The sequence below is a fragment of the Sulfitobacter sp. genome, assembly GCF_041552635.1.
In the GTDB taxonomy this organism is placed as follows: Bacteria; Pseudomonadota; Alphaproteobacteria; order Rhodobacterales; family Rhodobacteraceae; genus Sulfitobacter.
On the sequence record NZ_JBFEKM010000002.1, the window covers coordinates 1 to 22,256 of the forward strand.

17 protein-coding genes are annotated in these 22,256 nt (G+C 56.6%); 8 read left to right on the top strand and 9 right to left on the bottom strand.

Annotated features, from left to right (window positions below):
• Positions 1-227: 227 nt before the first annotated feature.
• The 5 genes from ABYT07_RS00330 to ABYT07_RS00350 all read left to right on the top strand — a co-directional run bounded on the left by ABYT07_RS00330 (position 228) and on the right by ABYT07_RS00350 (position 5,713).
• Positions 228-1,547, top strand: coding sequence for an HlyD family type I secretion periplasmic adaptor subunit (locus ABYT07_RS00330; protein ID WP_372988590.1), 1,320 nt, complete (start codon positions 228-230; stop codon positions 1,545-1,547).
• 71 nt (positions 1,548-1,618) lie between these two features.
• Positions 1,619-2,545, top strand: coding sequence for a glycosyltransferase family 2 protein (locus tag ABYT07_RS00335; protein ID WP_372988591.1), 927 nt, complete (start codon positions 1,619-1,621; stop codon positions 2,543-2,545).
• The gene (locus ABYT07_RS00340; RefSeq protein ID WP_372988592.1) at positions 2,535-3,218 is read left to right on the top strand and encodes a class I SAM-dependent methyltransferase; all 684 of its coding nucleotides are present in this window, start codon (positions 2,535-2,537) and stop codon (positions 3,216-3,218) included. Before ABYT07_RS00335 ends, ABYT07_RS00340 begins: the two co-directional genes overlap by 11 nt.
• A 9-nt stretch (positions 3,219-3,227) precedes the next feature.
• Positions 3,228-4,625: an oligosaccharide flippase family protein gene (locus tag ABYT07_RS00345; protein ID WP_372988593.1), complete on the top strand. Its 1,398-nt coding sequence runs from the start codon at positions 3,228-3,230 to the stop codon at positions 4,623-4,625.
• Positions 4,622-5,713 (top strand): acyltransferase family protein, encoded by a 1,092-nt coding sequence (locus ABYT07_RS00350; RefSeq protein WP_372988594.1) that lies wholly within the window; start codon positions 4,622-4,624, stop codon positions 5,711-5,713. The genes ABYT07_RS00345 and ABYT07_RS00350 overlap by 4 nt, the downstream gene beginning before the upstream one ends.
• Here ABYT07_RS00350 and ABYT07_RS00355 read toward each other — a convergent pair.
• On the bottom strand, positions 5,697-7,790 hold the full coding sequence (locus tag ABYT07_RS00355) for a hypothetical protein (RefSeq protein ID WP_372988595.1): 2,094 nt from the start codon (positions 7,788-7,790) through the stop codon (positions 5,697-5,699). The genes ABYT07_RS00350 and ABYT07_RS00355 overlap by 17 nt on opposite strands.
• 191 nt (positions 7,791-7,981) lie before the next feature.
• On the opposite strand from ABYT07_RS00355, the gene ABYT07_RS00360 reads away from it, so the two are divergent.
• Positions 7,982-9,436, top strand: a complete 1,455-nt coding sequence (locus tag ABYT07_RS00360; RefSeq protein ID WP_372988596.1) for an O-antigen ligase family protein — start codon at positions 7,982-7,984, stop codon at positions 9,434-9,436.
• Here ABYT07_RS00360 and ABYT07_RS00365 read toward each other — a convergent pair.
• On the bottom strand, positions 9,354-11,555 hold the full coding sequence (locus ABYT07_RS00365; protein WP_372988597.1) for a right-handed parallel beta-helix repeat-containing protein: 2,202 nt from the start codon (positions 11,553-11,555) through the stop codon (positions 9,354-9,356). The genes ABYT07_RS00360 and ABYT07_RS00365 overlap by 83 nt on opposite strands.
• Before the next feature lie 305 nt (positions 11,556-11,860).
• On the opposite strand from ABYT07_RS00365, the gene ABYT07_RS00370 reads away from it, so the two are divergent.
• Positions 11,861-13,639: a type I secretion system permease/ATPase gene (locus ABYT07_RS00370; RefSeq protein WP_372988598.1), complete on the top strand. Its 1,779-nt coding sequence runs from the start codon at positions 11,861-11,863 to the stop codon at positions 13,637-13,639.
• A 135-nt stretch (positions 13,640-13,774) separates the two neighbouring features.
• The gene (locus ABYT07_RS00375; RefSeq protein WP_372988599.1) at positions 13,775-14,692 is read left to right on the top strand and encodes a 3-hydroxyacyl-CoA dehydrogenase NAD-binding domain-containing protein; all 918 of its coding nucleotides are present in this window, start codon (positions 13,775-13,777) and stop codon (positions 14,690-14,692) included.
• A 122-nt stretch (positions 14,693-14,814) separates the two neighbouring features.
• Here ABYT07_RS00375 and ABYT07_RS00380 read toward each other — a convergent pair whose 3' ends face one another.
• The 7 genes from ABYT07_RS00380 to ABYT07_RS00410 all read right to left on the bottom strand — a co-directional run bounded on the left by ABYT07_RS00380 (position 14,815) and on the right by ABYT07_RS00410 (position 22,145).
• Positions 14,815-15,267, bottom strand: coding sequence for a carbon monoxide dehydrogenase subunit G (locus ABYT07_RS00380; RefSeq protein WP_372988600.1), 453 nt, complete (start codon positions 15,265-15,267; stop codon positions 14,815-14,817).
• Between the two features lie 186 nt (positions 15,268-15,453).
• Positions 15,454-16,278, bottom strand: a complete 825-nt coding sequence (locus ABYT07_RS00385) for an XdhC family protein (protein WP_372988601.1) — start codon at positions 16,276-16,278, stop codon at positions 15,454-15,456.
• On the bottom strand, positions 16,275-17,462 hold the full coding sequence (locus ABYT07_RS00390) for a VWA domain-containing protein (RefSeq protein WP_372988602.1): 1,188 nt from the start codon (positions 17,460-17,462) through the stop codon (positions 16,275-16,277). The genes ABYT07_RS00385 and ABYT07_RS00390 overlap by 4 nt, the downstream gene beginning before the upstream one ends.
• Positions 17,459-18,337, bottom strand: a complete 879-nt coding sequence (locus ABYT07_RS00395; protein WP_372988603.1) for an AAA family ATPase — start codon at positions 18,335-18,337, stop codon at positions 17,459-17,461. Before ABYT07_RS00395 ends, ABYT07_RS00390 begins: the two co-directional genes overlap by 4 nt.
• Positions 18,338-18,376: 39 nt before the next feature.
• On the bottom strand, positions 18,377-20,791 hold the full coding sequence (locus tag ABYT07_RS00400) for an aerobic carbon-monoxide dehydrogenase large subunit (protein ID WP_372988604.1): 2,415 nt from the start codon (positions 20,789-20,791) through the stop codon (positions 18,377-18,379).
• Positions 20,788-21,279, bottom strand: a complete 492-nt coding sequence (locus tag ABYT07_RS00405; protein WP_372988605.1) for a (2Fe-2S)-binding protein — start codon at positions 21,277-21,279, stop codon at positions 20,788-20,790. The genes ABYT07_RS00400 and ABYT07_RS00405 overlap by 4 nt, the downstream gene beginning before the upstream one ends.
• Before the next feature lie 11 nt (positions 21,280-21,290).
• Complete coding sequence (locus ABYT07_RS00410; protein ID WP_372988606.1) at positions 21,291-22,145, bottom strand: xanthine dehydrogenase family protein subunit M; 855 nt, start codon at positions 22,143-22,145, stop codon at positions 21,291-21,293.
• Positions 22,146-22,256: the final 111 nt, after the last annotated feature.

The window sequence follows — 22,256 nt, forward strand, 5'->3', positions numbered from 1 at the left end:
CGTCTAAATAATTGATAGTAATATATTTTTCATGGGTCTCGATTGTATTCTCGACAGATGGGGCACCGTCAATTACCTACGAAAATCCTATTTACCGGCCGCGGCACTCTAGGCGCGCTGCAAGTATTTGACTCCTTGTCGCCTTTAAGCTGCCACATCCCTCTGGCGTTGTTTCAGGGGATGGGCCCAATCTGTTTATGGGCCTTGGTTGAGTAAAGGAAACGAGTATGCCTGCCAATGTTATCCTGCGCGTCCGGACCGGTCTTGGGCGGTTATTTCTGGCCGGTGGTCTGGGTGTTTTGATCCTGTTCGTTGCGCTTGGCGGGTGGGCTGCGACAACAAAGATCAGTGGTGCCGTTGCTGCCCAAGGCCAGATTGACGTGCGCGGGAAGCCGAAAACGGTCCAAAGTTTGGACGGCGGTATTCTTGCCCATCTTGCGGTGGCAAACGGCGATGCTGTGCAGGCGGGGCAAATTTTGGCCCGGTTGGATCCGACGCTTTTGCAGATTAACCTTGATATGGCGCGGACGCGCCTTGCGGCTGCGCTTGGCTTGCGCGCCCGTCTTGAGGCTGAAAGGGCAGGGGCCACGGCGCTGGTATTTGATTATTCAGATATATCCCCGACTGTTCGCGCATTGGAACTTGATATGACCAAGGCCGAAGCAGGGCAGCGTGCTATCTTTGCAGCCCGTGCGGAAATGCGGCTGGGGGGGCGTGCGCAGGCTGTTGGTAGTGTGGAAGACATCAAGGCGCAACAGCGTGGCGTTGCGGCTCAAATTACCGCAATAGAGCAACAATTGTCTTATCTCGCGCTTGATCTTCGAAGCCTTCAGAAGTTGGAGAACAAGGGGCTGGTCCGGAGGCAACAATTGTCCGACACGCAACGCGCCCATGCAGCGCTAAGCGGCGATCTTGCCGGGCGGCGAGCTGACTTGGCAGCACTTGCGAACCGGATCCGCGAAATCACGCGCGAAGCGCTTCAGGACGAGCGGCGTTTTCAGGAGCAAGTGGTGACCGACTTGCGCGATGTCGCAACGGAAATCGAGGAGTTGGCCCTGTCCATTGTGACGCGGCAAGCGCAGCTTGACCGTACCGATATTCGCGCGCCAGCTGACGGGGTTATCCACGAGCTGCAGGTGACGACCCTTGGCGGGGTCATTGCACCGGGCGGCACGTTGCTGAATATCGTGCCGCAAAATTCTGGCTATGAATTCGAAGTACGCGTCGCACCGCAGTCAATCGACCGGGTGCGCCAAAACCAGCGTGCGCAAGTGGTGTTCAGCGCGTTCGACCAGCAGACCACACCGCAGCTTGTCGGTCGGGTACGCGCGATTTCCCCCGAAGTGATCGAGGATATGCGGTCGGGCCAGTCATTTTACCGCGTCTCGCTTGAGCTGCCGCAAGACGAGTTGGCCCGTCTTCCTGAAACAGCGCATCTCTTGCCGGGTATGCCGCTGGAGGCTTTCCTTGAGACACGGGACCGCACGGTCCTCAGCTATCTGACCGAGCCAATTACCACGCATCTGCGTCGGGGGTTTCGTGAATAATTGCGCAGGGGCGCACATGTTGGTCCGGGTAAATTAGCGAAAAATTTACCTAATTGGCATTTTAAGGCTTTATGAACATTCAGCCCTTAGCGCCGATGCGCATTTCCGTGGTGATCCCACATCTGAACCAACCTGACCAGTTGCGGCGCTGTCTGGCGTCGCTGCGGGCCGGGCGCAGGCCCCCGGACGAGGTGATTGTCGTTGACAACGGGTCTGTCAGGCTGCCAGAAACCGTCTGCGCCGAGTTTGAGCCAGTTATTTTGTTGCACCAACCCCTTGCCGGTCCGGGTCTGGCGCGCAACCTTGGTATTGCACAGGCGCGGGGCGATGTGCTGGCGTTTATAGACGCCGATTGCATTGCCGATCCCGATTGGCTTTGGGTCGCAGAGCGGCAGATGCGGGATAAAACTGTCCAGATTATCGGCGGTAACGTCCGGATTGCATATGATGACCCAAACCGGCTGACTGCGCTTGAGGCATACGAGAGCGTTTTCGCCTACCGCATGGACCGCTACATCGCCCGTGAGGGGTTTACCGGAACCGGAAATCTGGTGATGCGCAGTTCGGTCTTTGAAAAGGTTGGCGTTTTTCGAGGGCTTGAGGTCGCCGAAGATCGCGAATGGGGCCAGCGGGCAACCGGTATGGGCTATGTTATCAGCTATGTGCCTGATTTAATTGTGTTTCACCCTGCACGAGCGTCTTTTGCAGCACTTCGGGCCAAATGGGATCGGCAATTGGCCCATGATCGGGGCCAATGCGGCGGTACATGGGGAAACCTAAAATGGGGGCTAAAGGCAGCGGCATTGATCTTGTCTCCCTTGGCCGAAGTGCCCCGGATCGCAAGTTCGGAGCGGATCAAAGGTCTGCGTAATCGCGCGCTTGCTTTTGGCGTGCTGGGCCGGATCCGGCTTTATCGGGCAATGCGGATGGCGCAGTTGCTGGCGGGGATGGACCCGGATTACCTTTTACAACGTTGGAACCTGTCGGATGCGCAATGATACCCCTGCACTGGAAATCCCTGAAACCGCGACCCAACCGGTGCGCGAGGACTATCACGCGCTGATCCGCAAAGAGGTGCTGAAACTTGTGCCCGAGGGGCAAAATAACGTTCTCGATGTCGGTGGTGGTATCGGGGCAAGCGCGGCCTATCTGAAAAGCACTGGCAAAGCGGCGCAGGCAACGGTTGTGGATTTGGTTGGTACCGCATGCCTGCCCCAGATCGACCACGCCTTTGGCGGCGATCTGGAGGACCCTGCGCTGCTGGAACAGGTCGCGCATGATTGCGGACCCTTTGATGTCATCTTGTGCCTTGATGTGCTTGAGCACCTAAGCGATCCGTGGACTGTGGTGGACCGACTGTCAGATATGTTAGTGCCCGGTGGCGTGATCGTCGCCAGCATCCCCAATGTGCGCAATTACCGTCTGCTGGGGCCGCTGTTGTTTCAGGGGCGTTTTGATCTGGTGGAGCGGGGCATTCTTGACCGGACCCATTTGCGCTGGTTCGTGGGGGATACAGCCAAGGCATTGATGTCTCGCAGAAAGTTAAGGGTAAATGCGTTCCATAACTTCTTTGAAGGGCCCAAGAAAACGCTTTTCAACAGGCTGACTTTGGGTCTGTTTCGCGACTTCCTGACAATCCAGTTCTACATCCGCTCGGTCAAGCAGGGGTAGGGTGGTGCGATGATCCGATCTATCGGATTGATCCTGTCGGGCAATCTGGCAAGTGCTGCGCTGATGATGCTGCGCACTTTACTGGTATCGCGGCTGATCAGTCTTGAGGATTTCGGCATTGCCTCGACGTTTTTGCTGGCCTTGGCGATGATTGAAATGATGTCAGCGCTCGGCTTTCAACAGCAGATGATGCAGGCCAAAGACGGCAATGAACCGACTTTTCAGGGCGCGCTTCAGGGGTTTTCGGTGGTGCGCGGTGCGATTAATGCGCTGCTGTTGTTTGCGCTGGCGGGGCCGATGGCGTGGTTTTTTGATATTCCCCAAGCGCTGTGGGCATTCCAGCTGATCGCACTGGTGCCATTTGTGTCCGGTTTCGTGCATTTCGACCTGCACCGCCTCAGCCGCCGGATGCATTATCTGCCCAGCGTCATGGTCGCACTGCTGCCGCCTGTCGGGTCGTTGATATCGGTGGTGCCGCTGTACCATCTGTTCGGCGACTATCGGGTTTTACTGTTTTCTATTCTGGTACAGATGGGGCTGGGCGTTCTGGTTTCGCATCTGTTTGCACAGCGGCGGTATCTGCTGCGCTTTGACGGGCCGTTGATCTTGCGCAGCCTGCAGTTTGGCTGGCCGATCATGATCAGTGGCGCGCTGATGTTTCTGGTGTTCAACGGTGAACGTGCCATCATCGGGCGGGCTTTGGGCCTTGAGGTGTTGGCGCTGTTTTCCATGGCGCTGTCACTGACCCTGACGCCCGCTTTGGTGATTTCGCGCACCACGATGAGCTTTTTTCTCCCCCAACTTTCTGCCGCAAGGGGCAGGGCAGGCTATGCGCCGCTCGCCATGGCGACCTTGCAAGTCCATATTTTATTGGGCTGTGTGATGGTTGTCGGCGTGGCGCTGATGGGCGGACCGTTCTTGCAATCGGTGTTGGGCGATAAATATGCCGCTGCGATCCCCTTGCTGACATGGCTTGCCGTGCTTCAGGCGTTTCGGGTGTTTGAAGGGGGGTGCGCCGTCGTCGCCCTTGCTGCGGCACAGACCAAGAACGAGATGCTGGCAAATATCGTGCGGGTGTCCTTGCTGCCGGTTGCATGGCTGGTGGTCGCGCGCGGCGGTGATGTGATGACGGTGATCTGGATCGGGATGCTGGGCGAAGCGGCGGGGTTTGCCACCGGGTTAATGCTTACGCTGACCCGTCAAGGTCTGGCGCTGCGCCCCTTGCTGGCACCGTTTTGCGCGGCGGGGGTTCTGATGGCGGTCGCCTGTTGGATGGCAGGGCAGGGGGTGGACTGGCAAGTCGGCCTTGGGTTGCTCGCACTGTTGGTTGCGGTGGGTTTTGCGATGCCGGATTTGCAAATCTATCTGCGCAAAAGGACTGCCGTAGGGCATCTGGAGGAAGGATGAGCATACCTAAAATGCTAAAGACACATATCCGTCTGGGTGATGTCGCACAGGGTCAGGATAATAATTTCAACCTTATCCGGTTTTTGGCGGCCGTTGCGGTGTTGGTGTCGCATGCCTGGCCAATTACGGGGGGGCCCGGGACCACCGAGCCTTTCCACGATGCCATCGGTCATTCCTTGGGCAGTCTTGCCGTCTATGTGTTTTTCACCTTGTCAGGTTTTTTTATCGCGGGCAGTTTTCAGCGGTCAAAATCCGGCACCCGATTCATTGTGGCGCGCGCAGCAAGGCTGTTTCCGGGCCTCGCGGTTTCGCTGGTTTTCGTCGCATTCGTGATGGGGCCGGTCGTGAGCGATCTAAGCCTTGGGGCCTATTTGCGTCATCCGGATACGGCGATGTTCACGTTGCGCAATCTTAGCTTGATCAACTTGCAATACAGTCTGCCCGGTGTGTTCGGCGCATTGCCCTATCCAAGGGTCGAAGGCTCCATTTGGACGTTGATCTACGAAGTTCTTTGCTACGGCATGGTCTTTGCCTTTGGCGTCACGGGCCTTTTGGCACGTCGCCGTGCGATGCTGGGTGCCCTTGTGATTTATGCGCTGGTCTGGTCTGCGCCGTCGCTGGCAGGATTCGATCTGCACCCGAGTGTCGCCCATCTGCGCAAACTATCGCTTCCGTTTGTGATAGGCGTTGCCTTTTGGATATGGCGTGACAGGGTTGTCTTGTCTGGGCCGATCTGCGCTGGCCTGATTGTCGGGGCAATCGTGGCGCATGAGACAGCGCTTGCCTATCCAATGCTGGTCTTGGCGCTTAGCTATGGCGCATTCTGGCTGGGGCATGCCCCGCGCGGCGCGGTGCGGCGTTTCAATCGGCTTGGGGATTATTCTTACGGCATCTACATTTACGCTTTCCCGCTTCAGGGTCTGGCGATTTGGCTGTGGGGGCCGATGGGGCCTGCGCTCAATATTGCGTTGGCCCTGCCGATGACGCTGATCTGCGCTGTTGCGTCTTGGCACTGGATCGAACGGCCCGCGCTTGATCTGGCGCGGGCGGGGTGGGGAAGGCGGCACCGGATCAGCCGACAGTGGTGACCGCCCCGATAAAGGATTGGCCCGCGATAATCGGGTTGCCCAACAGGTCTGTTGCATAGGCGGCTTGGCCCAAAGGGACCTTGGGCAAGGGCGACCCCGGCATCGGGGTGTAACTACCGCCGCCAGTATCAGTGCCACTGTGGGACCGATCATCTTGCCAAAGTGGATCAAAGCCGGTGATTTCCCCGTCTGCGGGGATTTCCCCCAGCCAAGACAGTGCATTAAAATCACTGCTGTTATTCGCCCCTGCCAAAGTGGCGTTGTGTGACCACCCCACTTTGAAACGGATAGGCCAGTTGCCGGAATTCGCGGGCTGGCTGGCAAAGACATCGCTTTTGACATTGAAGCGGTGAAAAAGGTTAAAGCGCGCGTGCGCGGTTTTGGTGACATTCAACATGCCATCCAGATACAGCATGTTCGCGCGCTCTCCGGTGACTGTATTGTGTTGCACCACGACATTCTGCGCGGGGTTGGTATCGCTGTCCGCATTCAGCCTGATTGCGGCGTTCGTTGTGTTGCCCCAGCTTTCGATGATATTGCCGACAAAGGCGATGCCGCGCGGGCCAATCGGCGCGCTGACGCTGACGATCGGGTTCGTGGTGGCCCCGTTTGAAAAGACGTTCCACCCCAGAAAAACCCCCTCCATCGCGGGGCGACTGCCCAAAGGATCACGCAGGTTGAATTCTGGCAGGTCCGAACAGCCCGCCGCTTGATAGGTGATTGTTCCTGCGCAGCGTTCGCAGCCGATGGCGGTAACCATGATGGCTTCGGTCGAAAAAAAGTTGCCCTGTCGTGGATCGCCCCCAGCCCCTATCCCGCAGTCGATCTGGACCATCCGGCCCACGCGGTACACCCAAGCGCCATAGTAATTCGTGGCATTTGCGTCCCAAACGCAGCCTTTAGTGACCAATAGGCCGTCCGCCGAATTGGCCCCGTTGTCCAAAAAAACAACGCTGGAACCGGTTTTGCGCAGGGTGATGTTGCGCAGTTCAAGCCATGGCGGAATGCCGTTGAACTTGCTGCTGCCGGCATCGGTCAGCACGGTTGTGGACCGTTGCAACGGGTCTGCGGCTTCGATTACCAAGGGGATATCGACGGCGCTGCCTTGTGTCTTAAACGCACTGTGGCCATACACCCCTTCGGCCAGCCGGACGATGCCGCCACCTGCGTCATTGCCGCGGCCAAAGGTGGCGGCATTGAATGCTCTGATCGCGGTGACGGCGGATGCGATTGTCGCAAAAGGCGTCGCCGCAGCGGTTGGCGCATCAGCTGAAACTGCGCCAGTCGCATCAACGCCTGTTGTGCCATCGACATAGGCATAGCCCGTGCCGTAGTCGCCGGTGCGGTCATTCAGCAGACGCAGCGTCGTCAGGTTGGGCGACGGATAACTGTCCGCATCGACCGAGATGGTAAAGGCTTCGCCAACCCAAGGATAGATCACAGCGTCAACTGTCAGCAGCGACCCCTGTTGCAGCGTCGAAAGGTCCATATCGGCGGAGAAATGCGGTACCGTCAGACCAGAGGCTGCATAGCTGATGCTGCTCATGGCTGACACGGTCTGGGTCACCTCTGTGGTGCCATCGCTCAGGATAAATTTGACCGCAGCAACAGGCCGACCACTGCGCGCATGGGCATGGGCAACCGCCAGACGCAGGGTGTGGGTGGCGGTTGTTGCGCGTTCGCGGTCATGGTTCAGCCACATGGCGATGGGCTTGGGGTACGGCACCGTGCTGGCGTTCGTCGTCGCCTCGATCGTGTCGCCCGTATAGACAAAGTCTGACAATGCGATCTGATTGGCGGTCAGGGTCTCCTGGTCAGGGTAGGGCAGGCGGATGCGCGTCGTCAGCGCCAGCGTGTCCGTCACGAGGGTAGGGGTGCCGTTTGCGTCAAAGCCTTGGCGGTTGACGATAACCGGGTCGGAAGTCGTGGGATCAAACGCGCTTGGGTCTGGGTGAGTTGCCTGCCAGCCGTCACTTGCAACATATGAAACCGGCGACGTGGGCACGACAGGTGGCGTATTTTGCACTCCTTTCGCAATCTGCCCCAGTTCAATCCCTACACCGATCATCATTTGCATGGCCCAACCCTTTTCGTTCCAAATCTCTTGAGGGTCAGCGTATAGCACCGGCCTGCGCACGTTGCGTTCAGGGCTGTTTCACCGTGAGCATGGTTAATTTTCACGAAATATTAAGGCTGTGGCCGTCAAGTGAAGCGGCAATAGTAACCTGCGAAACCTGAGCTGTTTCGATACTCCAAGGGCCGGATATCTTGAGCCTTGCCGAACCAAACGTATTTACCACGATAAGCAGGCAGGGGCAGTTGCCGGCCAAGCCAACGTTCCTATTGCCATGGCCTGTGCTGATTTATCTTGCGGCCGTCATTTTGCCGGTAGGGTTCCACCTTGGACCGCTTTATCTGACAGCAACGCGCCTGTTGCTGATCGCAATGATCGTGCCGCTTGGCGTTAACCTGATCCGTGGAAAATATGGCAGGCTGCTGGCGACAGATGTTTTCTTTCTACTGCATTTTTGCTGGATTGTCGTTGCTCTGGCCGTCAATAATCCGGCGCAGGTGGTCCAGAATGCAGGCTCCACCGGGGTGGAATTTCTTGGTGGCTATATTCTGGGCCGTGCCTATATCCGCGACAAGGTCAGTTTTGTCGCCTTGATCCAGTCGCTTACCGCCATCGTGATCATATGTTTCCCCCTCGCCGTGGTTGAGGCATGGACAGGCAAGTCAGTGCTCCTTGGGTTGTTTGATCGGTTGCCCGGAATCTCTACGCCGGTTGATCTGGCGATTGAACGGCGACTGGGGCTGGAGCGCGTGCAGATGTCATTTGAACACCCGATACATTGGGGCCTTTTTTGTTCGCTGGCCACCGCCCTTTGCTTTGTCGGGCTAAAAGACAATTACGGTCTGCGCCCGAGAATTATCATCACCGCGTTGATCTGCCTCAGCGGGTTACTGGCCCTATCGAGCGGCGCAATTCTGGCGATCGCACTGCAACTGGGTATGATCAGCTGGGCGGCGCTCTTTCGGGCAAACTCAAATCGGTGGTTGATCCTTTTGGGGCTGTTTGCTGTCAGCTACGGCATCGTCGATCTGATCTCGAACCGTGCGCCGCTGCAAGTGTTCATGAGCTATGCGACGTTTTCCGCGCATAGTGCCTATTGGCGGTCGACGATTTTTGAATGGGGTATGGTGAATGTCTGGGCCAACCCGATCTTCGGGCTTGGGCTTCGCGATTGGGTGCGCCCGGTCTGGATGCATACGCCAAGCGTAGATAATTTCTGGCTGCTGATCACCATGCGCTATGGCATTGCAGGGTTTGCATTCTTGGCTGCTGGCTATGTACTGGCGCTTTGGCGGATCGGGCGGCGGTCGTTTGATGGGGATGCAGGTTTGTGGCACCTGCGCCGGGCGTGGATGTTCTGCTTTTTGGGGCTGACTTTTACGCTGACGACGGTGCATATCTGGGGTGCCGTTTATGCTTTGGTCTTTTTCTTTTTCGGTGCTGGCATGTGGTTTGTCACCGTAGATGCCGATCAAGAGGCTGAAGCCCAACGCACTGCGAATCCATGGGAACGCGTCAAACCGCGCCCCCTCGTGTTTTCACGCTTTAGCGGTGATGATCCGACCGTCATAATCCAAGGGCATCAGCGTTCAATGCAATCGCGTCAGCATCGGAAAGTTGATCCGAAACGCCATCATCCCCATAGCTGAACGCAATGTCTTTGCCCCAGTCAAGCGTGTCGATCGTTGCGAATGCAGCATCCAAATCGCCTGTCTGAACCGAAAGAAGATCAACCTCAAGCAGGTCAAGCGGCGGCAATTCCGGCCCGGCGGCCATGTCAAACGCCAAGATTGTGCCGTCAAAATTGTCCTTCTGCCCCCATGGATTGCCAAAGGTCATATCCCACCCTTCGGACACAGGCAATGTGCCCGGAAATCTTGAAATCGCAGTCTGAACACCGTCGATATTCAGGTCCAGCATGCCGTCAGAAAGCCGAATTGATACGTCGTGGGGCAGGCCGTCATTGACCCATACCCCACGCGAGGTGACAGTCGCGCTATTCCCCGCCTGATCATAAAGCTGAAACCGTATGGCCCCGCCAATGGTCACGTCGGCCTGAAACGCCATATGCGCGCGAAACAGATCGCCCGCGCCTGTGCCTTGGACGCTGAAATTCAACGCCATCGCATCACTGCCGCGTAACCCCTCTAGTGCTGCGCGGTCAACGGTCGCGACCGGGTTTTGCCCTGTCAGTATCAAGCCGTCATCCTGACGAGAATCCATCAAATTCAAACGGTGGGACTGCCCGAAACCATGCGCAAAAAACTCGGCGTCATGGTCGTTGTCAAACGACAGCAGCATGCCCCCGCGTATATCAACTGTGCTTTGCGCAACATAGGTCAGACCATTGGGAAGCGTGACGCCTAAGGTGACATCATGCAGTCCAGCATGGGAAAAAGCGTGGTCGACCCTCAGACCTTGTGCCGTCGTGCCATCGGAAAACTGCCATGTGTAAATCGCATCATCGGCCCCCGCGCTGCGCTGTAACTGTGCGGTCAGGGTCGCATCGAAGCTGCGTATATTTGTGTTCCCTTCCTGCTCCATTTGAAAGAGCGGACCGGTCTTTTCCAGGGATAATTCCCGATGCATCTTTGTCGTGCCCGCATTCATCAGTTGACCGGTAAGGGCCGTAAACTGATGCCCATCCGGGCCGTTGTTCATGGATGAACTGACAAACACGTCCTGATAAAATCCATCCAACGACGGGTCCGTATTCTGTATCAGTGCGTTATCTTGCAATTGCCAACTTGCCTGTCCTTCATACCCGTTGATCTGGTTTGTTACATTGCCGTCAATCACAACGTTTTCCGAAGCGGACGCGACAGCGATCGCGGGCACCCACAGTGCGGTTTTATCCTGCCCCTCGTTATATGGGTCTGTGACTGCGATCAAACTGTTATGCTTGATGGCCAGACCATCTGTTTCCCCAACAGTGATGCCATGCAAGTGCCCATTATAAATGCTGTTTTCTTCTATGGTAACATTTAGGTAGTACATTTCACGAGTTGCACCTTGGGAATCCACAGCCTCGTTGCGCATAAAGATTGACTGGGTAAAAGATCCCTCGCCCATATCCAGCCGATTGTGTCGGATCGTAATTTCAGCACTGGGACTGTTAGTACCGCTGGTCCAGAACTGGATCATGTCCCGGTGGTCCTGCGATCCGTACGCGGCCTTGAAATCATGCAAATGATTTTCTTCGATCAAAACATCGGTCACTTCGGCAAAATTCAGCCCGTCACTGCGGACATGGTAGATGTCATTGGCACGAACAGTGACCCCCTGTGACTGGCTAAAAATCGCGCCGCGCCCCCAATGATGGAAATCATTCGCTTCAATGGTAATTTGCTGGCTGTCACGCACCGAAAGACCGTAACCGTGGCCAAAGCCATCATCTGATGCGATGCCTTCCAGCACGTGATCGCCCGAAAAAATAGAGTTTGTGATTTGGATGTTGCGGCTGTCATTGATTTCAAACGGGCGAATATGATCCGGTTGACCGGCCTCAAATTTATAGTCGAATGTTACCCTGTCCACCATAATATTTTGCCCGCCATGGATATCCATCCAGTCAAAGATTGCGGGGTCTTCAGGGGCGGCAGAGGTGATGGTCAAAGGCGGTTCGAAGTGGTTTGGAAACCCGGTCTTTCCGTTCAGCGTCAACGCGCCATACTTCCCGGGGGCAAGTAGTAGCGTCTCGCCGCCGCGGGCTTGGGACAGGGCCGCATAAAGGTCGTCGCGGTTTGTCACTGATATGGTCGGACCCATCGGTTTCCCCTTTCACAGCGGCGGTGCATTTCGCTGGGGTCGTTTGACCTGTGCGTGCCAGTCTTACAGTGGCAAAAACGGGGCAGGGGTATGTTTTTTAAATCGAAATTGAATGTTCGCGGGTTTTTAATTGCGGTTCATAGGTGACGACCCAGCAAAGTGCAGACAGGATATGCAAAAATTTAGGCACAAAGCCCAAGATTGTACCAAGAGAAGTTAAGGTTAGAAAGAATTCGGCGGTACCATGATGGCGATTCAGTACGACCGTTCGTACTGGTTGTGCCCTTGAGCGGAGCTGCATCAGCATGGCCGACCCTTATTCGTTGAATACATATCTTGTCGCGTTGAAAAATCAGCGGGCCGGTTTTGCCATGGTTTTTGTCCTGAGCGGGGTGGTCAATGTCCTTATGCTGACGGGCTCGATCTACATGCTTCAGGTCTATGATCGGGTTCTTTCCAGTGGCTCGATGGTCACTTTGGCGGGCTTGTTTACCATCGTCGTTATTCTTTACCTTTTCTTGGGCCTGTTCGATTTTCTGCGCCAAAGACTGTTGTCGCGCATTGCGATCCGCCTTGACCTGTCCCTTGGCAAGCCAAGTTTCAGATCGTGGGTCCAGTCGGGTCTGACCCCGCAGTCAGCTGGACCTGAGCCGCTTCGCCAACTTAGCACTTTGCGCCAGTTTCTGTCTGGCCCCACGGCCGTCAGTCTGTTCGATTTGCCCTTTGTTCCGATATTTCTAGGCGCACTGTTCTTGGTGCATGCCTGGCTTGGGATGATGGTTTTAGCCGGCGCTTGTGTGGCGGGGATCGCCGCGATTTTGGGGCGTGTTTTGGCGCGAAAATGGCAAGAACAGGCTGCCATTCAAAACAATGAGCTACAAGAGCTTTCCCAGCAAAGCCGTCAAAGTGCCGAAGTGCTGACTGCGATGCGCATGCAAAATGACCTCGGTGACCATTGGCAAAAATTGCAGGAAACCGGATTGGCATTGCACCAAAACGCCAGCAACCCTTCGGAGGTGATCTCTTCTTTCAGCAAGACGTTCCGGCTGTTGCTTCAGTCGGCGATTTTGACGCTTGGCGCGGTACTGGTTATTCAAAACCAGATTTCAGCGGGCATGATTATCGCGTCTTCCGTGCTGTCCAGTCGTGCCCTTGCGCCAATCGATCAGGTGATCGGTCAGTGGCGTGCCATCGGCGCGGCGGTGGCGGCCAATAGAATATTGCGTGATTTTTTCGCTCAAAACGCTGAAGCACCTCAGTTGGTAACGCTTCCCGCACCAACGGGTCGCGTCACGGTTAAATCCTTGTCCAAATTTTCACCGCAACTGGGTACAGAAATGCGTAAACCCCTGTTGCAATCCATCACTTTCGAACTTGAACCGGGTGATGGATTGGGCGTCATCGGCAAATCTGCCGCCGGAAAATCGATGTTGGCGCGGCTCTTGGTCGGGGCATGGCAACCCGATCAAGGCGAGGTTCAGTTCGACGGGGCATCTTTGGACAAGTGGCAAGAGGAGGTTTTGGGTCGCACGATAGGGTATCTGCCCCAAAGAATAGATCTTTTGCCGGGATCCATTAGTCAGAATATTGCTCGGTTCAACCCTGCTGCGTCGGACGCGGATGTAATATCTGCCGCCCAACTTGCGGGTGTTCATGATCTCATTACTGCATTGCCGAACGGATACTCCAGTCAAGTAGGTGGCGTGTCGGGCACAGCTTTGTCGGGGGGGCAGGTGCAGCGCATTGGTCTGGCGCGTGCCGTCTTGTTCGGCCCGAAACTGCTTGTTCTTGATGAACCCAATGCCCATCTCGATGGTGATGGAGACGACGCGCTTGATGCCGCAATTTTGAAACTTCGCGCGGCGGGCTCAACTGTTATCGTTATGGCGCATCGCCCGAGTGCTATTTCGGCCATGAATAAAATCATGATCCTCGAAAATGGCCGCATGATCCGCTTTGATACAAAAGAAGCGGTGTTGGGCGGGTCGAATGTGGCCTCGATGGTCAGGACTGCTGGTCCGACGCCGATCAAGCCAAGCAGTGCCCATCCCCCGCAAGCGAGGGGCAGCCCTGCCCGTCTGTGAAGCCGTTGCCCCAAGGCCGGATGACGCGCATGGCGTAGGGCATGACCCGCAGAAGGAATGTCATACGTTGCCAAGCTGCCCATCCGGTGCGACTGTCCGCCTTCGAAATATGGAGACCGGAACATGGAGGAAGTGATGACGCGCAGGATGGAGCACACGCAAATTGCTATTCTTGGCGCTGGCCTGATTGGGGCATGTTGGGCTGCGCTCTTCGTACATCACGGCGCTGTTGTCCGCGTTTGGGATCCTAGCCCGGAGGCCCTGGTTAAACTGCCAGATCGCATGGCGGGGCCTTTGGCGCAGCTGCTTGATATTGCGCCCGATGCTGGTCCTTTGGGTAGCGTAACAATCTCGAATAATCTGGAAACTGTCGTCGCGGGGGCCGATCTGGTGCAGGAAAACGCACCGGAGAATCTAACCCTCAAGCATGATCTTTACCGTCAGGTCGAACCGCTGATGGGGGCCGATGCCATCCTTGCCTCTTCGACGTCTGCCCTCAGCTGGTCTGAATTGGCCCCTGGATTGGCGAACCCTGCCTGCATGATCACGGCGCATCCGTTTAATCCACCGCACCTCGTACCGTTGGTTGAAACCTACGGTCAGGACACCGATCGGCTTGACCGGGCAGAGGCGATTTACCGCGCTGCGGGCCGTGTGCCAGTTCGGATGAACAAGGACGCGACTGGCCATATTGCCAATCGTTTATCCTCGGCCCTATGGCGCGAGGCGGTGCATATGGTCGCCGAGGGCATTGCCGATGTGGCCGCAATTGACGCAGCCCTCGTGAATGGCCCTGGCCTGCGCTGGTCAGCGATTGGTGCACATATGGCCTATCATCTGGGCGGCGGCGAAGGCGGCATGGCGGGTTATCTTGCGCATCTTGGCCCAAGTCAGGAACGCAGATGGGCTTCACTGGGGTCACCCAGCTTGACCGCTGAAGTGCGCGCGGCCCTCGTGGATGGGGTCGCGGCAGAGGCTGCTGGTCGGGATATCAAAACCCTCGAACAGGAACGCGATGCTGCGTTGATCGCCATGCTCAAGGCCCGCAGATGACGCCGCGCTGAACGGAACTTTATCTGCGAACGAGTGTGCAAACATGTCGCTGATCAAACTTAACGAGCGACATGTCGGTGTCAAAAATAATCGCAGTATATCTGGCAAAAACGATATCGCCGTCAGGTGACCTCGTGCTCTCCAACGGTCTCTGCGAATTTCTTGAAGAATTTCGCTGCCAGTTTTTTAGCTGTGCTTTGGATCAGTCTGCTGCCCAACTGGGCAAGCTTTCCACCAATCTCGGCTGTTGCATTATAGCGCAGCAAGGTGCCTTCAGGGTGTTGCTCAAGTTCCACTTCGGCCCCGCCTTTGGCAAAGCCCGCAGCACCTCCGTTGCCCGTACCTGACAAGGAAAACCGCTCTGGCGGGGCGTCTGGACTTAACGTGACGTTTCCGCTGAACTTTGCTTTGACCGGCCCAATCTTAAGCACAACTATGGCTTCCAATTCCGTATCGGAATGTTTGATCAACTCTTCGCAGCCGGGGATACATTCTTTGAGTATCTCTGGGTCATTCAACGCAGCATAGACGACGGCTTGCGGTGCATTGATGATGATTTCGTCTTTAAGTTCCATTGGTTATCCTATTCTCAACAACAAGGGTATTTGATTGTGGCCAAAAGCTCGGCTTGGGCTTTGGTCATTGGGGGGAAGAAGCGGTTGCGAAGTCTGGACGCTATTGCCTTGATGTGGGTCATTGGCCTTACTCCTGTGCCGCGGGTGTTCAGGTTGCGCCATCGCGAGTGCACAATTGTCGTTGCGTCAGACATTTTGCGTGTCCTTGGCCGTCAGGTTCGCGCGCCGAAGCTGGGTGATTTCGGCGAGAATAGACATGGCGATTTCATCCGGTGTAATCGCGTTGATATCCAACCCAGCGGGGGCCTTTACCTGTGCGAGGCTCCGTTCAATGTCCGGGTTTTCCGCAACCAGTTTGGCGGCGAGCGTGTCAAATTTTTTGCTGCTCCCGACAAAGCTCACATAGCGGCGATCTTTGCTGACGGCTGCGCGCAAGGCATCTTTGTCCCCTTGCCCTTGGGTTGCGACGACGACGAAATCGTGGGTTTCGAAATCAAACCCCTGTGTAACGTCCGCATCGCTTTCCACAGCTTCGGCGGCATGAACCATGACCTTGAAATCGAAACGCGCACCCAAATCGGCAAGGGCCAATGCGACCAAACCGGTGCCGCATATCACCAGTTCAGGAAGGGGCAAAACGGGTTCGACGAACACATCCATTGTCCCTTTTGACGGGCAGCCATTGCGCGAAAAACGGACACCGTCGCGGATTTCTCCGGCAACCAGACCTTCGGTTTCCAGCAACTCTTGGGGCCGCAGTGAAATGAACTGTGGTTCACCGGTTTTGATCGCCTCGCGCGCGGCCTTGCCAACTGCACCGCGGGCACAGCCGCCACCGATCCAGCCCATCAGAATTTTGCCGTCCAGATCCAACAGCGCCTTGCCCCCGGGTTTGGCAGAGGTCGCATTTACGGTGCGCACCACAGTGGCCATGGCAAAGGGCACCCCCTTGGCTTTCAGCGCCTGCATTTCTGCCTCAAGCCGGGAATGTTCGGATTGCGAGAGAGTCATAGCCGCGCCAACATGTGTTCGAGATTTGCCAAATCGGTTAGCGTTGTCGCGGCGGCAAAGGCATCAAGATGCGGCAAGGCCGCGGCCATACCTTGGGCAACCGGTTCATAGCCCTTCCACCCCTTAAGCGGGTTGAGCCAAATGACCTTGCAGCCACGCCGCTTTAGCTTGGCCAAGGCGGTTCCCAGAACCTCGGGGTTTTCGCTATCGTAGCCATCGGAAAGGATAATGACGACGCTACGCCCATCGACAAAGTTACGCGCATAGCTGTCAGAAAATTGGCGCAGGTTCGCCCCGATTTTGGAGCCGCCACCAAAGCCATCAGCCAACAGCGTAATCCGGTTCAAGGCCCGAAACGGATCATCGTCGCGCAGCGCATTTGTGATGCGCACCAACCGGGTGTGGAACAAATAGGCGTCACTGGCGCTATCCGCGCGCATCAGTCCCGCAAGGAATGCCAGAAACGGGCGCGCATAATCCATCATTGAGCCGGACACGTCGCACAAGGCGACAATTTTCACAGGCCGGTCGGGGCGCGTTCTTTTGGCAAGGCGCAGCGGTTCGCCCCCCGACGCGAGGCTTTGGCGCATGGTCCGGCGCAGGTCGATCGACGCGCCCCTTTTTGCAGCCTTGCGCCTGCGCGATCTGCGGTCTTTCAGCGCCTTTCCCAATCGTATCGCGACCAGTTCTGCTGCGCGGATATCTTCTGCTGACACCAGTTCGCGCAGGTCTTTCTTCATCAGATTGGTGGCTTTAGAGGCGACAAGCTTGCCTGTCCCCTCTGCATAGCTTTCGCTGCCATCCTCCCCGTCTTCCGGCGCATGAAGCGATCCTTTGTCTTGGGTGGCTTGCGTGTCATCCGCGCGCGAGTTTTTGGTGTTTTCAATCGGCTTGGCGTTGTTTATGGGCATGACCTTTTGGCGCACGCGCCCTTCGGCCATCCAGAAGGCATCAAACAGCAGATCAAACTGCGCAATGTCTTCAACGGACCCCGCGCAAACGGATTTTAGCGCCAGACGGGCGTCGGATGGCACAATGGGATTGACGCAAGCCAGTGCCCGCAATGCAGTTTTGGTTTCGGCCACACCAAGGCGGAAACCATGATCGCGCAGATGCGCCATGAAACCCGAAACCCGCGCTGCGGGACCGGGGTCTGCTGCCGAAAAACGGGTTACCTTGCTCATGCTGCTTTCCCGGCGATGCGCGCTGCAACTTCTATGGGAACGGCGGCACGGTCGGTTTGCGTTTTCAACAACGTCGCGAGACATGCCAAAAGGACAGTCGGATCTGCGGTCAGATCCTTGATTCCCAACCCGGCGAGGGCAGCTGCAAAATCAAGCATCTCGGCGATGCCCGGCACTTTTTCCAATTCTTCCTCGCGTAGCTTTTGGACAAATCCGACAATTTGCCGGGCAAGATGCGCTTCTGTGGTTGGACAACGGGACGCAAGAATTGCCAGTTCTGTCTGGCGGTCTGGATAATCGACATGGGCATAAATACACCGCCTGCGCAGCGCATCCGACAGGTCACGCGTGCCGTTGGCCGTCAGGATCACCAAGGGGCGTGTCGTCGCACTGATTGTGCCCAACTCAGGGATTGTGATCTGAAACTCTGAAAGCACCTCAAGCAGATAGGCTTCGAATTCTTCGTCTGCGCGGTCGATTTCGTCGATCAGCAGAACGGGCGGGGTATCTTGGCGGATGGCCTTTAACAACGGCCGTTCAAGCAGGTAGTCTTGGGAAAATATTCGCGCTTCTACGGCTGCCCCGGTTTCGCCTGCCTCAGAGGCGGCGCGGATCGACAGCAGTTGCCGTTGATAATTCCATTCATAAATGGCCTGCGATGCGTCCAAACCTTCATAGCATTGCAGCCGGATCAACTGCGTGTCTTTCACGGTCGCCAATGCGCGCGCAATTTCGGTTTTCCCCACACCCGCAGCGCCTTCCAACAGAAGGGGGCGCCCAAGCGTGATCGCAATGTGCAACGCCGTCGCCAGATCATCGGAAGCGATGTATCCGGTGTCGGCCAGCGCGGTCTGAAGGTTTGTCCATGATGTCATAGGGGTATGCGGGGCAGGCAATGCTGCCCCGCCCTTTCTTTAATCGTGCATGCCAAGATCGTTGGCTGTCTTCCAGATGCGCCAGTGATCGTGGGGCATATTGGTGTGACGGTTGCCAAACGGACGGAACGCATCCTGCACCGCGTTCGAGAAACACGGCACGCCGCCGACATGGGGGCTTTCGCCGACTCCCTTTGCACCGATCGGATGATGCGGGGACGGGGTGACGGTAAAGTCGGTTTCGTAGTTCGGCACTTCCCATGCAGTCGGTAGGAAGAAGTCCATCAACGTGGCCGTCTTGCAATTGCCCATGTCGTCGTACGCGATTTCCTGCCCCAATGCGACGGCAAGCGCTTCGGTCAGTCCACCATGGATCTGGCCTTCGATCACCATCGGGTTGATCCGTGTGCCGCAGTCATCCAGCGCATAAAAGCGGTTGATGGTCGGTACGCCGGTGTCGACGTCAATGTCCATCACGCAGACATAGGCCCCAAAGGGATAGGTCATGTTGGGCGGATCGTAATAGCTAACCGCCTCAAGCCCGGGTTCAAGTCCGGGAATGGCCTGATTATAGGCCGCATAGGCGATGTCTTTCATGGTCTTGAAACGCTCGGGCGCGCCTTTGACCACAAAACGGTCCACGTCGAATTCGACGTCATCATCGTGGACCTCAAGCAGATAGGCAGCGATCATCTGCGCCTTGGCACGGATCTTGCGCCCGACCATTGCCGCAGCAGCACCAGCAACTGGGGTAGACCGCGATCCGTAGGTGCCAAGCCCGTAAGGCGCAGTATCTGTATCGCCTTCCTCGATGGTGATGCTGTCGGCAGAGATGCCGATTTCAGAGGCGAGGATTTGCGCGAAGGTCGTCGCGTGGCCTTGGCCTTGGCTGATCGTGCCCAGGCGTGCCACCGCAGACCCCGTTGGGTGGATGCGGATTTCGCAGCTGTCGAACATGCCCATCCCAAGGATGTCACAGTTCTTGACTGGTCCAGCACCGACGATTTCGGTGAAAAAGCTTAGGCCGATTCCCATGATGCTGCGGGTTTCTCCCGCCTTGAACGCTTCGACGCGTTCGGCTTGTTCCTTGCGCAGTCCTTCGTAATCAACGGCCTTCAGCGCTTTGTCCCACGCGGTGTGATAATCGCCGCTGTCATATTCCCAGCCAAGGGCCGAATTATAGGGAAACTGCTCTTTCTTGATAAAGTTGATCCGGCGCAGTTCTGCTGCATCCATGTTCATTTCAATCGCCAGCACTTCGATCATGCGTTCGATAAAGTACACAGCTTCGGTCACGCGGAAGGAACAGCGGTAGGACACGCCGCCCGGTGCCTTGTTGGTATAGACACCGTCGACGCCCAGATAGGCGATTGGAATGTCATAGGACCCTGTGCAGATGTTCATGAAACCCGCGGGGAATTTCGTCGGGTCGGCGCAGGCATCAAAGGCACCGTGATCGGCGGTCACATGGCAATGCAGTCCGGTGATCTTGCCTTCTTTGGTGGCTGAAATTTTACCCTTCATCCAGTAGTCGCGCGCAAAGGCAGTGGACATCAGGTTTTCCATCCGGTCCTCGACCCATTTCACAGGGACGCCGGTGACGATCGACGCGACGATCGAACAGACATAACCGGGATAAACGCCGACCTTGTTGCCGAAGCCGCCACCGATGTCAGGGGACACCACGCGGATGTTATGTTCTTCGATACCCGACAACAGGGACGCAACGGTGCGCACGACATGCGGCGCTTGGAATGTGCCCCAAAGTGTGAGCTTGCCGTTGACCTTGTCCATGCTTGCCACGGAACCACAGGGCTCAAGCGGGCAGGGGTGGGTGCGATGATAATACATGGATTCTTCGGCCACGATATCGGCGTCGTCAATCACAGCGTTGGTGCCGTCTTCGTCGCCAACTTCCCATGTAAAGATGTGGTTGTGATGTTTGCGCGGGCCATGCGCGCCGGGTGCCTTGGGGTCCAGATCTTCGCGCAACACAACATCTGACTGCATCGATTTGAACGGATCAACGATGACTGGCAGCTCTTCGTAATCAACTTCGACCAATTCAACCGCGTCTGACGCGATATAGCGATTCTTGGCGACGACAAAGGCGACCTCTTGGCCTTGAAAAAGCACTTTGCCGTCGGCCAGCACCATCTGTTTATCGCCCGCCAGCGTCGGCATCCAATGCAGGCCAAGCGGTTCAAGATCTTTGGCGGTCAGAACAGCAATAACGCCGTCCAGCGCCATCGCGGCGTCCGTATTGATCGACTTGATCCGCGCATGGGCATAGGGCGAGCGGACGAAATCGCCGGTCAGCATGCCGGGCAAATTGATGTCGTCGACGTAGTTACCTTTGCCTTGCGTGAACCGTGCGTCTTCGACGCGTTTACGTGAACATCCCAGCCCCTTGAGGTTGGAAACCCGTTCCTCGCGTGTGACTTCGTCCTTCATTGCGCCGCCTCCTTGGCTGCATTCAGTTCAGCAGCAGCCGACAAAATGGATTTCACGATATTCTGGTAGCCGGTGCAGCGGCAGATGTTGCCTGCAATGCCAAAACGGACTTCCTCTTCGGTGGGGTTTGGGTTTTCCTGCAGTAGCCGGTGCGCACGGGTGATCATGCCGGGTGTGCAATAGCCGCATTGCAGCCCGTGATGTTCTTTGAAATTTTCCTGCAAAACATGAAGATTATCGGGGCTGCCAAGCCCTTCGATTGTTGTGATCTCGGCACCTTGGGCTTGCGCCGCGAACATCGTGCAGGATTTCACGGACTTTCCGTCAATCTCGACGGTGCAGGCACCGCAATGGGACGTTTCGCAGCCGACATGCGGGCCAGTCATCCCCATCTTTTCGCGCAGGACATAGATCAGCAGCTCGCGAGGTTCGGCAAGGACTTCTTTCTTCTCGCCGTTTACCGTCATTGTTAGGATTTGTTTTGTCATGATTTTGTTCCTTATGCCCGTGACCAAGCGCGCGTGATGGCGCGTGAAATGATGATCCCGGCGACATGCATCTTGAATGCCACGGGGCCACGATTGTCTTCGGTCGGGTCAATATCTTCGAGAGCTGCGGCAACAGCGGCCTTTACGGCGGCGGCGTCGCAAGACGTGCCAACCAATGCGGTGGCAGCGGCTTCGGATAGGACGGGCACATCGCTTAGGTTGGTCATCGCGATCGCAGCAGACGTAACCTTGTCACCGTCTTTGGTGATCAGCGCAGCACAGGCGGCGGTGGCATAATCCCCGATCTTGCGCTTTTGCTTTTCATAGGCATAGCCCGCGCCGGTGGCGGAAAACGTGATCTGGGTCAGAATTTCTTCGTCGTCACGTTCTGTCATGTAGGCGGATTCGTAAAAATCGCGCGCAGGCACAGATCGCGTCCCATCTGCGCCGACCAAGGTAAAGCTTGCATCAAGGCATTGCATCAAGCCGGGCATGTCATTGCCGGGGTCGCCGTTTGCGACGTTGCCGCCGATAGTCCCCATGTAACGCACCTGCGGGTCCGCGATCTGAAGTGCTGCTTCGCGGATGATCGGGCAGGCAGCAAATAGCGCGTCATCGGTAATCAATTCGTGCTGTGTGGTCATTGCCCCAAGGGTGATTGTGTCGCCTTCGATTGTGATCCCTTTGAGATCGGCAATATCCTGCAAGTCGATCAGATGCGGGACATCTGCCATGCGCAACTTCATCATGGGGATCAGGCTGTGCCCCCCTGCAAGGACGCGCGCCTCATCGCCATGCTCCGCCAACACAGATAACGCGCCTGCGATATCCGAGGGTCGGTGGTATTCAAATGCTGCTGGTATCATACGTTGTCCTCCCTGACGCCGGTACTTGCCAGCATTGAAAAGGACAGCGCACAAAAGGCGCTATGGCGAAGGTTTCAGGCGCGATGCCGCGTGCACGAAATGCGAATTATG

Excerpts from the sequence above, each read along its gene's own strand:
- ABYT07_RS00330 (WP_372988590.1), top strand. The coding sequence starts at position 228 with ATGCCTGCCAATGTTATCCTGCGCGTCCGGACCGGTCTTGGGCGGTTA.
- ABYT07_RS00335 (WP_372988591.1), top strand. The coding sequence starts at position 1,619 with ATGAACATTCAGCCCTTAGCGCCGATGCGCATTTCCGTGGTGATCCCA.
- ABYT07_RS00340 (WP_372988592.1), top strand. The coding sequence starts at position 2,535 with ATGCGCAATGATACCCCTGCACTGGAAATCCCTGAAACCGCGACCCAA.
- ABYT07_RS00345 (WP_372988593.1), top strand. The coding sequence starts at position 3,228 with ATGATCCGATCTATCGGATTGATCCTGTCGGGCAATCTGGCAAGTGCT.
- ABYT07_RS00350 (WP_372988594.1), top strand. The coding sequence starts at position 4,622 with ATGAGCATACCTAAAATGCTAAAGACACATATCCGTCTGGGTGATGTC.
- ABYT07_RS00355 (WP_372988595.1), bottom strand. The coding sequence starts at position 7,790 with ATGCAAATGATGATCGGTGTAGGGATTGAACTGGGGCAGATTGCGAAA.
- ABYT07_RS00365 (WP_372988597.1), bottom strand. The coding sequence starts at position 11,555 with ATGGGTCCGACCATATCAGTGACAAACCGCGACGACCTTTATGCGGCC.
- ABYT07_RS00370 (WP_372988598.1), top strand. The coding sequence starts at position 11,861 with ATGGCCGACCCTTATTCGTTGAATACATATCTTGTCGCGTTGAAAAAT.
- ABYT07_RS00375 (WP_372988599.1), top strand. The coding sequence starts at position 13,775 with ATGACGCGCAGGATGGAGCACACGCAAATTGCTATTCTTGGCGCTGGC.
- ABYT07_RS00380 (WP_372988600.1), bottom strand. The coding sequence starts at position 15,267 with ATGGAACTTAAAGACGAAATCATCATCAATGCACCGCAAGCCGTCGTC.
- ABYT07_RS00385 (WP_372988601.1), bottom strand. The coding sequence starts at position 16,278 with ATGACTCTCTCGCAATCCGAACATTCCCGGCTTGAGGCAGAAATGCAG.
- ABYT07_RS00390 (WP_372988602.1), bottom strand. The coding sequence starts at position 17,462 with ATGAGCAAGGTAACCCGTTTTTCGGCAGCAGACCCCGGTCCCGCAGCG.
- ABYT07_RS00395 (WP_372988603.1), bottom strand. The coding sequence starts at position 18,337 with ATGACATCATGGACAAACCTTCAGACCGCGCTGGCCGACACCGGATAC.
- ABYT07_RS00400 (WP_372988604.1), bottom strand. The coding sequence starts at position 20,791 with ATGAAGGACGAAGTCACACGCGAGGAACGGGTTTCCAACCTCAAGGGG.
- ABYT07_RS00405 (WP_372988605.1), bottom strand. The coding sequence starts at position 21,279 with ATGACAAAACAAATCCTAACAATGACGGTAAACGGCGAGAAGAAAGAA.
- ABYT07_RS00410 (WP_372988606.1), bottom strand. The coding sequence starts at position 22,145 with ATGATACCAGCAGCATTTGAATACCACCGACCCTCGGATATCGCAGGC.